Annotated in this window: 1 protein-coding gene; it reads right to left on the bottom strand. The window is 31.2% G+C overall.

The window, feature by feature from the left end; all coding sequences use genetic code 11:
- A partial coding sequence (locus ACFO3U_RS08260; RefSeq protein WP_379740462.1) for a PorP/SprF family type IX secretion system membrane protein occupies positions 1–416 on the bottom strand: 416 nt, incomplete at its 3' end.
- Between the last annotated feature and the right edge of the window lie 100 nt (positions 417–516).

Here is a 516-nt window from a genome sequence, read left to right as displayed (position 1 = left end):
GCTGGATTATAAATATTCAATTTTGTAAAATCAACGTTTAATAAATTAGCGGTCGCTTTTAGTCCAAAAGACAACTTCCAACTCTCTGATGTTGGAACCGAATACGAAACATCTGCAGAAATACTAGTCTCATCTGATGGACCAATTCTATCATTAATAAACGATAACCCTAAACCAACATTTGAATTGCCAATTGGTGTATTTAATGAAGCTGTAGAAGTAACAGGTGCTCCATCTAATCCAACCCATTGGTTACGATATAATCCGAAAATACTCATCACACCACGCGAACCAGCATAAGCAGGATTGATATTAACAGTGTTATACATATATTGTGTAAACTGAGAATCTTGCTGAGAATACATCATCTCAAATCCCAATAAAAATAATGCTAATGCTACTAATTTTGTTCTCATCTATTTGTGTTTTTAATTCAAACATAAAGTATACCAAAGATAAGATATACTTTATGTTAAATTCTTTATCTATTTAAATATAAATATCCGGTTTTTTGTT

The organism is Flavobacterium ponti (genome assembly GCF_042652765.1).
Classification (GTDB): Bacteria; Bacteroidota; Bacteroidia; order Flavobacteriales; family Flavobacteriaceae; genus Flavobacterium; species Flavobacterium ponti.
Note: the sequence above shows the minus strand (reverse complement) of the source record. Positions and strands in the feature narration are given on the sequence as shown.